Origin of the sequence: Faecalibacterium sp. AF27-11BH, assembly GCF_003603005.1 — a bacterium.
Taxonomy (GTDB): domain Bacteria; phylum Bacillota; class Clostridia; order Oscillospirales; family Ruminococcaceae; genus Faecalibacterium; species Faecalibacterium taiwanense.
The window spans coordinates 2,131-2,517 of sequence record NZ_QVGS01000031.1 but is presented as its reverse complement, the minus strand read 5'-3'; the positions used below and the strand labels follow the sequence as shown (position 1 = coordinate 2,517).

Below are 387 nucleotides of genomic sequence, written 5' to 3'. Positions count from 1 at the left end.
AAAACTTTTTCATCATAGAGATAAACAGCATTCACGAATGTATTGATAAGCGTCTCCCGGTGGCTTTTCACGTTCGGGTCGAGCTTGCGGAACCGGGTCAACCAGAACCGAACCTGATTTTCGCTTAACCGCGGGCGAGCGATTTTTTCTTCGGCAATCCGAACCTCAAGTTCTTTCTGCTGGGCTTCCAGCTTTTCCAAACGCGATTTGGTGGAGTTGGTCAGCACACCTGCTTGAATGGCGTTCAGCATATTTTCAATGCCGTTCTCTACCTCGCGCATCTGCTTTTCCAGCAAAGGGAGCGTGGTGTTTTCCTGATCCTGCAACTCCATCACTTCCGCAACGATGGCATCAATCACGGCATCGTCTTGAATCAGCTTCATGGTT

The 387-nt window shown here is 49.1% G+C and carries 1 pseudogene; it reads right to left on the bottom strand.

The window, feature by feature from the left end:
- Nucleotides 1-359: pseudogene (locus DWY76_RS13715) on the bottom strand (recombinase family protein); the annotation flags it as partial.
- Nucleotides 360-387: the final 28 nt, after the last annotated feature.